Source organism: Corallococcus terminator (assembly GCF_003611635.1).
GTDB classification, from domain to species: Bacteria; Myxococcota; Myxococcia; order Myxococcales; family Myxococcaceae; genus Corallococcus; species Corallococcus terminator.
In genome coordinates this window covers 1-8,080 of sequence record NZ_RAVZ01000393.1, presented here as the reverse complement: position 1 = coordinate 8,080, position 8,080 = coordinate 1, and the positions used below count along the sequence as shown (strand labels likewise).

Below are 8,080 nucleotides of genomic sequence, written 5' to 3'. Positions count from 1 at the left end.
AGCGGTGGGGCTGTGCGGGGTTGCTGGGCGTGCTCGCGGCGGCTGGCGTGGAGGCCGCGGACGCGAAGGATGACAAGCCTCCGAAGGTGGAGACGCCGCGGGAGGACAAGGGCTTCGCCATCGCGTCCGACGACGGCAACTACCGGCTGGGGGCGGGGTTGCAGTCCGCCTACAAGTTGGAGCCCGTCTGGGAGAACGGCGAGGCGATGTCCCGCACGGCGTTCCCGTTCCTGCGGCCCCGCATCTACGGCAACGTGTACCGGCCGTGGATCAGCTTCTGGACGTCGCTGGAGCTGGCATCCCCGCTGGCGCCCTTCCTGCTGGACTCCTACGTGGACGTGCAGCCCTGGAAGGCGGCGGGCCTGCGGCTGGGGCAGCACTACACGCCGCTCAGCCGGCATGAGTCGCTGGGGCCGCAGCAGATCCTCTTCCCGGAGTTCGCGCCGGTGGCGAACTACTTCTGGACGGGCCGCGACAAGGGCGTGACGTTCATGGGGACCACCGACACGCTGGAGTACTACGCGGGCATCTACAGCGGCTCGCCCCTGCGCTCCATCACGTCGGACCCGGGGCGGTGGGTGTCCAACGTGCGGCTCACCGTGAGCCCCATGGGGCCCATGGGCTACGGCGAGCTGCCGTACATCATGTCGGATGAGAACGGCGCGCCGCTGCGCGTGTCCTTCACGGTGCAGGGCGCGGGCGGCAAGGTGCAGCGGCGCGAGGAGAACTTCAACGTGGAGACGGGCAGCTTCGACATCATCGACGAGGGCGTGCGCAAGTTCGCCACCGGTGGTGTGGATTTCATGCTCCAGGCCCAGCGCTTCACCTTCTTCATGGAGGCCTACATCGAGCGAACGAATCCGGAGGCGGCGGGCACGAACTTCACCAGCGTGGGGGCGTGGGCCCAGGCCGACTACGTCTTCTACAAGAAGGTGCTGGACGCGGGCGTGCGCCTGTCCTGGCTGGACGCGAGCCACGAACTGGACGATGACGCGCTCTACATCGCGGAGGCGCAGCTCGCGTGGTTCCTGGACGCGCCCTTCCTGGCGGTGAAGCTGCGCTACCAGTTCGCGCACCAGGAGACGCCGGACCCGGCGCTGCTGGGCGCGGTGACCCTGGCGAAGGACACGGGTACGACCAACCTGCTCACGCTCCAGCTCAACCTGGCGTTCTAGCGGGGCGCCACCGAGCGCCGGATGACCGCGGGCGTCAGTCCGGTGACGCGGCGGAAGACGGTGGTGAAGTGGCTCTGTGAGCTGAAGCCGACCGCGAGGCCGATGTCTCCCAGCGAGTGCGCGGGGTGGCTCAACAGCTCGCGCGCCCGCTCCACCCGCCGCTGCTGGACGAAGGCGTGCGGGGTCATCCCGGTGGACTGCCGGAAGGCGCGGGTGAAGTAGAAGACGCTCAAGCCCGAGCGCTTCGCCAGCTCCCCCACGCGGATGCGCCGGGCGAGGTGTGCCTCGACGAAGAGCTGCACGCGGGAGAGGGCGGCGGCGGAGAGCCCGCCGCGTCTGCGCGCCGCCGGTGAGCCGCCCGGCGTGTCGAGGAGCTTCGACAAGCGGGACGCATGGCGCTCCTGGACCGCTCGCGCGGCGGTGAGGAAGCCGGCGACGACCTTCAGGTCCGCGTCCGACAGGGGCTCCATCAAGCGCATCCCGTCCACGCTCAAGGGGCCCCAGAGGGTTTCAATCCATTCGCGTGCGTGTTCGGTGAGGACCAGCCGCCTGCCGCCCCTGGCAGCTTCGCGCCGCACGTAGCCTGCGAGCTCCAGCCGCTCCACGTCGGTGCCGCGCGCGACCGCGCTCATGGGCGCGGGGCCTCCGAAGTGCAGTTGCGCAAGGCACACCAGCTCCGCGCGGCCCAGCGCCAGGACCTCACCGACCGCCGCGTCGAAGTCCGCGGAGGCGTCCTGGAAGCGGACGATGTCGGTGCCAATCTGTTGGAGGAGGACGTGCCGGGGGCTCATCGCGAATCACCGCAGGATTGAGAAAAACAGCACAAGGACGCGAAAGACGCCCGGGCACACCGGGACGCATCCTTCAGCGCATGATGAACCTGAAGCTGTCCGTGGGCGCAATCCTGCTGTGGCTCTTCGTCCTCAACCTGGGCATCGCGTTCGGCGCGGGGCTCTATGAGCACCGCATCCTCCTGCCCCGGTGGCTGGATGCCACGGGCGCGCACTGGAACGCGGAGGCGGCGCGGCAGGACAACGTGGGGCTGCGCTTCTGGGCCTTCGTCAGCACGGGGCCGCTGACGCTGCTCACCCTGGCGAGCTTCTACTTCGCCACGCAGGTGACGGGCCCCCTGCGCTTCTGGTGGCTCGTGGCGGCCGGGGTCGCGCTCGCGGACCGGCTGCTCACGTTCTCGTACTTCATCCCCACGATGATCCGCTTGCTGGACGCGCCGGACTCCCCCGCGTCCGTGGCGTCCGCGCTGCGCTGGTCCCAGGTGAACCACCTGCGCCACACGCTCGTCGCGGTGGCGTGGTTCGCCTCCCTCCAGGCTTTGTCCTGGCTGCGGTGGGTGGCGCGTTGAGCCCTGGATGAAACACGGGCACGCCGCGCGAACACGGTGTGCCCGGAGCCGGGACTCAGTTGAAGCTGCTCACCGCCTCCTGCTCGGTGTCGTAGACCTGGAAGACGGTGATGAGCTTGGTGATCATCAGCAGGTCCATGATCTTCTGGGAGGGGTTCAGCAGACAGAGCTTGCCGCCCTGGTTCGTCGTGGTCGTGTAGGAGGAGATCAGCTCCCCCAGCCCGGAGCTGTCCACGTAGGTGATGTCGGCCAGGTGGAGCACGAGGTTCTTCTTGCCTTCCTCCAGGGTGCTGCGCACGGTGTGACGCAGGACGTGGGCACCTTCGTTGATGGTGATCTTCCCGGACAGGTCGAGGATGGTGGCATTGCCGGACTGCCGGCTCTTGACGTTCAACTCAGCCATGGCGCTTCTCCTGGGTGTTGGGTGGAACCGCGTGCTTCTGCTTCGACAGATGGACGACCTGGCCCCCCTGGGGATGGGTGGAGAACTCCACCGAGTCCATGAGCGTGCGCATCAGCAGCACGCCCCGTCCCGAGGGCTTGAGCAGGTGTTGCGGCGCGAGTGCGTCCGGAAGGAGGGCGGCATCGAAGCCAGGGCCCTCATCGCGCACGGAGACCGTCAGCCGGTCTTCGCGTGACTCGAACGTGACTTCCACGCGCCTGGCCACCCGGCCCTGGTTGCCGTGCTGGATGGCATTGGCCACCGCCTCCGCCACGGCCAGCTTCACGTGCTCCGCCGCCGCGTCCGCGAAGCCCTGCTCCCGAAGGAAGGGTCCCAGCGCCGCCGTGACGCGTTCGATGAATGGCAGCCGGCTCTCGCCAGCGAGCATGAGTGTCTTCGTCATCCAGGGCCGTGGGTGAGAGGGCTTGCCGCCGCCGAACTCGTTGGGGCCCAGAGGTAGTGACGGAAGTCACGCCTTGCAAGAAGAACCGGATTTTATCGTTGAATGCGAATCCGGTCAGCCTGGGTCCACAATCACAGCCATCCGGGTCCGTGCGAACTCGGGAGGATTCAACGCACGCTGGCCCAGAAGGGCAGGAGCGCCTGACGGCTGGCGGCCAGCGCGTGGCGCGCGTCCGCGTTGACGTCGCCGGTGGCGAAGCTGTCGTCGCGTCCCGCGAGCACCTCGATGCAGGCATGCACGGAGTTCGACAGGCCCTCCAGCGAGTAGCCCCCCTCCAGGCACAGCACCAGCTTCCCGCCAGACACTTCCTCCGCCAGCTTGCGCACGGAGGTGCACATGGCCGCGAAGCCGCGCTCGGTGACGTCCATGCCGCCAATGGGGTCGTCGCGGTGCGGGTCGAAGCCCGCGGAGACGAGGATGAGGTCGGGCCGGTACGCCTGGGCGACGGGCAAGAGCAGCTCCTCGAAGATCATCCCGTAGTCGGCGTCGGTGTTGCCGCCAGGCAGGCCGCAGTTGACGGTGAAGCCCTGGCCCTCGCCCCGGCCGACTTCCGGCGCGGCGCCGCTGCCCGGGTAGTAGGGGAACTGGTGCACGGACTGGTAGAGCACGTCGCGCCGGCCCCAGAAGGCCGCCTGGGTGCCGTTGCCGTGGTGCACGTCCCAGTCCAGCACCAGCACGCGCTCCGCGCCCAACCGCCGTCCGGCCTCCGCGGCGATGGCGGCGTTGTTGAAGAGGCAGAAGCCCATGGCCCGGTCCGGCTCCGCGTGGTGTCCGGGCGGACGCACCAGCGCGAACGCGTTCCTGGCCTTGCCCGCGAGCACGGCCTCCACGGCCTGCACCGCCGCGCCCGCCGCCAGCCGCGCCGCATCCACGCTGTCCGGCGACACGAAGGTGTCTCCGTCGATCTCCGCGCTCTGTCCGCTCAAGCCCGCGAGCGAGGCCAGCAGCGCCGGCGAGTGCACCGCCGCCAGCTCCGCGTCGGTGGCGGAGCGGGGCTGCGCCATCACCGTGCCCGCGATGGGGGTCCGGGCGAGCACCTGGAGGATGCGCCGCAGCCGGGCAGGAGACTCCGGGTGGCCCTCGCCGGGGTCGTGCTGGAGGAAGAGCGGGTCGGTGAGCAGCAGCGTCGCGGTCATCGTACTGACGACCTTACGCATCCTGGGGCCGGGAACCCAGCGGCGGAGACCGGGCCAGAAGGGGCCGCTCCTTGCCCTGGGTGGCACACCCTCCCTACAGTGCGCGGGCCTTGGCACGTCGCCTCAAGAAACCCGGTCTCCGGGGCATCCTCCTGGGTTCTTTCGGCCTCGCGTTGGCCGTCGTCCTTGGATCGCTCTATTTCGTCGTCCCCTTGCAGGTGGAGAGCTACCTGAAGGAGCGGTTGCGCGCTCACGCCCGTGCGAAGGCACAGGAGGTAAGTGAGCTGCTCGCGGCACAGGGGGACATCCGGTCGGTTCCCAGCCTGCAAGGCGTCTACCGTCAAGACGAGGACTTCAGCATCGTGGCCCTCGTGGATGCCCATGGCTCGCCCCTGGCCACCCACCCCTCGCCGGTGCCCGCCTGGTTCCAGAAGGCCCTGGAGGATCGCACCCGACCGGAGTCCGGGCCTCCGCCTCCGTTGAACGGGCTGCCGTTCCCCAACGGCGACGAGGCGGTGTCCGTCGCCGTGGCGCCCGCGAGCGGCGCGCTTGGGGAAGTGGTGGTGGTGGTGAACCTGTCGCGGTTGGACGGCGTGCTCCAGTCGCTGCGCCACACCGTGCTGCTGGCCTTCCTGGTGGGGCTGGTGCTGTTCCTGCTGGTGGCGTTCCTCATCTCCCGCGCGTTCATCCTCCAGCCGCTGGACACGATGATGTCCATGGCGCGCAAGCTGGCGGAAGCCGACCTCACCGGCCGCGCGGACGTGCGCAACAGCACGGACGAGCTGGGCCAGTTGGCGGAGGCGCTCAACCGCATGGCGCAGAGCTGGCGCGACACGTTGGGCCGCGTGCGCGGCGTGTCCGACGTGGTGGCGGGCGTCATCGAGCAGATCCACCGCACCGGCACCACCGTGTCCTCCGGCGCGGGCACCGTGCAGTCGCGCGTGGAGGAGACGTCCTCCTCCATGGTGGAGATGATGGCCAGCTTGCGCGGCATCGCGGAGAACGTGGAGGTCCTCTACCAGAGCGCGGAGGAGAGCAGCTCCTCCATCATGGAGATGGCCGCCACCAACGACGAGGTGGCGGAGAACGTCCAGGCCATGGCCGCCAGCGTGGAGGAGACCACCAGCGCCATCGAACAGATGACGTACTCCATCAAGGAAGTGGCCAAGAACATCGAGGACCTGTCCGCCTCCACCGAGGACACCTCCTCCGCCATCAGTGAGATGGACGCGGCCATTGGTCAGGTGGACGCCAACGCCAACGAGACGGCGCGCCTGTCCGAACAGGTCTTCGAGGACGCGCAGACGGGCGTCGAGGCCCTGCGCAAGACGCTGTCCGGCATCGACCGCATCAAGGACACCAGCCGCACCGCCGCGGGCGTCATCGACAGCCTGGGCCGGCGCATCTCCGAGATTGGCAACATCCTCAACGTCATCGACGACGTGGCGGAGCAGACGAATCTCCTGGCCCTCAACGCCGCCATCATCGCCGCGCAGGCCGGCGAGCACGGCAAGGGCTTCGCGGTGGTGGCCGAGGAGATTAAAGACCTGGCCGAGCGCACGGGCGCGTCCACCAAGGAGATCGCGGAGCTCATCCGGGGCGTGCAGGAGGAGAGCCGCAACGCCGTGGTGGTGATGAACCAGGGCTACAAGAGCGTGGAGGAGGGCGTGCAGTTGGGCCGCGAGGCGGAAGGCGCCTTGCGGAAGATCAACGACAGCACGCAGAAGTCCACGCAGATGGTGAAGGCCATCGCCCGCGCCACGGTGGAGCAGTCCCGGGGCAGCAAGCAGGTGACGGCGGCCATCCACCGCATCTCCGCCACGGTGCAGATGATCTCCCAGGCCTCCAACGAGCAGGCACGGGGCGGTGAGCAGATCATGAAGAGCGCGGAGCGGATGAAGACGCTCACCCAGCACGTGCAGCGCTCCAGCCAGGAGCAGGCGCACGGCAGCAAGCAGATCACCCGCTCCATCGAGAGCATCAACGAGATGGTCACCCACCTGAACCGCGCCCAGAAGGAACAGACCAAGGGCAGCGAACAGGTGCTCAAGGCGGTGGAGACCATCAAGGGCGTGTCCGAGCACCAGACGCGTTCGGTGCGCCAGTTGGAAGAAGCCATCGACAACCTCACGCGTCAGGCGGAGATCCTCCGCGCCGAAGTGCGGCGCTTCCGCGTCTGAAGTCCTTTAAGAAGAAGGCAGCCCGCTCCTCATGTCCGCTGAGTCCGCTTCTTCCCCCGCTCCCGTCTCCGAGCGTGCCGTGGTGTTGCTCATCGGCGCGGTGCAGTTCGTCAACATCCTCGACTTCGTGATGGTGATGCCGCTGGGCCCCGACTTCGCGAAGGGGCTGGGCATCGAGTCGTCACACATCGGCACCATTGGCGGCAGCTACACCGCCGCCGCGAGCGTCGCGGGGCTGGTGGGCGGCTACATGCTGGACCGCTACGACCGCCGCAAGGCGCTGGCGGTGTGCATGCTGGGCCTGGTGGCGGCGACGGCGGCGGGGGGCCTGGCCACGGGGCTGTCCACGCTGCTCCTGGCGCGGGTGTGCGCGGGCCTCTTCGGCGGGCCGGCGACGGCGCTTTCCCTGTCCATCATCGCGGACCTCATCCCGGCGGAGCGCCGGGGCCGGGCGCTGGGCGCGGTGATGGCGTCCTTCTCCGTGGCGTCCGTGCTGGGCGTCCCCATGGCGCTCAAGGTGGCGGAGGTGGGCGGCTGGCGGCTGCCCTTCTTCGCGGTGGCGGCGCTGGGGTTCGTGGTGGCCGCCGCCGCGATCCTCCTCCTGCCGCCGGTGCGCGGACACCTGGACGCGGGGGGAAGCGCGGCCCGGGCCCCGGGCGTGGGCGCGCTCCTGGGGCGCACGGACGTGCAGTTGTCGTATCTGATGACGGCGCTGGTGATGATGAGCGGCTTCATCGTCATCCCGAACATCTCCGCCTACCTCCAGCAGAACCTGGGCTACCCGCGCGACCGGCTGTGGATCATCTACTTCGCGGGCGGCATCGTGAGCTTCGTCACGCTGCGGCTGACGGGGCCGCTGGTGGACCGCTTCGGTTCGTTCCGCGTGGGCACGGTGGGCGTGCTGCTGGCCGCGGTCTTCACCTTCGTGGGCTTCGTCTCCTATCCGGCGTGGCTGCCCATCCCGCTGCTCTTCATGGGCTTCATGATGGCCATGGGGGTGCGCAACGTGGCGTACAACACGCTCACCTCCCGCGTGCCGGACAACCCGGTGCGCGCCCGCTTCATGTCGCTGCAGTCCGCGACGCAGCACATGGCGGCCGCGCTGGGCGCCTTCCTGTCCTCCCGCCTGCTGGTGGACCTGCCGGACGGGACGCTGGGGGGCATGGGGACCATCGCCTGGGTGTCCATCGGTTTGTCGCTGGGGGTGCCCGTCATGCTGTGGGTGGTGGAGAAGCGGGTCCACTCGCGGGAGCAGGCCCGGGCCCTGGCGGTCCCCCCCGGCCAGGGCATGGCGGTGCCGCTGTCGCCCCAGGCGAACCCCCAC

The 8,080-nt window shown here is 69.2% G+C and carries 8 protein-coding genes; 4 read left to right on the top strand and 4 right to left on the bottom strand.

Annotated elements, in window-relative coordinates; translation table 11 throughout:
* Window positions 1-1,175 (top strand): porin (locus tag D7V88_RS35795; protein ID WP_147449004.1); only part of this gene is annotated, 1,175 nt, incomplete at its 5' end.
* On the opposite strand, the gene D7V88_RS35790 is transcribed toward D7V88_RS35795, so the two are convergent.
* The gene (locus D7V88_RS35790) at window positions 1,172-1,966 is read right to left on the bottom strand and encodes an AraC family transcriptional regulator (protein ID WP_120545081.1); all 795 of its coding nucleotides are present in this window, start codon (window positions 1,964-1,966) and stop codon (window positions 1,172-1,174) included. The genes D7V88_RS35795 and D7V88_RS35790 overlap by 4 nt on opposite strands.
* 80 nt (window positions 1,967-2,046) lie before the next feature.
* Between D7V88_RS35790 and D7V88_RS35785 the strand changes: the two genes are divergently transcribed.
* Window positions 2,047-2,535 (top strand): DUF1772 domain-containing protein, encoded by a 489-nt coding sequence (locus D7V88_RS35785; protein WP_120545080.1) that lies wholly within the window; start codon window positions 2,047-2,049, stop codon window positions 2,533-2,535.
* 55 nt (window positions 2,536-2,590) lie between these two features.
* On the opposite strand, the gene D7V88_RS35780 is transcribed toward D7V88_RS35785, so the two are convergent.
* The 3 genes from D7V88_RS35780 to D7V88_RS35770 all read right to left on the bottom strand — a co-directional run bounded on the left by D7V88_RS35780 (window position 2,591) and on the right by D7V88_RS35770 (window position 4,597).
* Window positions 2,591-2,938, bottom strand: coding sequence for an STAS domain-containing protein (locus tag D7V88_RS35780; protein WP_120545079.1), 348 nt, complete (start codon window positions 2,936-2,938; stop codon window positions 2,591-2,593).
* A complete protein-coding gene (locus tag D7V88_RS35775) occupies window positions 2,931-3,380 on the bottom strand; it encodes an ATP-binding protein (RefSeq protein WP_120545078.1) in 450 nt (149 codons plus the stop codon). Before D7V88_RS35775 ends, D7V88_RS35780 begins: the two co-directional genes overlap by 8 nt.
* 167 nt (window positions 3,381-3,547) lie before the next feature.
* Window positions 3,548-4,597 (bottom strand): histone deacetylase family protein, encoded by a 1,050-nt coding sequence (locus D7V88_RS35770; protein WP_120545077.1) that lies wholly within the window; start codon window positions 4,595-4,597, stop codon window positions 3,548-3,550.
* A gap of 89 nt (window positions 4,598-4,686) precedes the next feature.
* Here D7V88_RS35770 and D7V88_RS35765 point away from each other — a divergent pair, with 89 nt between their 5' ends.
* Complete coding sequence (locus D7V88_RS35765; protein ID WP_120545083.1) at window positions 4,687-6,756, top strand: methyl-accepting chemotaxis protein; 2,070 nt, start codon at window positions 4,687-4,689, stop codon at window positions 6,754-6,756.
* A 31-nt stretch (window positions 6,757-6,787) separates the two neighbouring features.
* Window positions 6,788-8,080: MFS transporter (locus D7V88_RS35760; RefSeq protein WP_147449003.1), on the top strand; the 1,293-nt coding region annotated here is incomplete at its 3' end.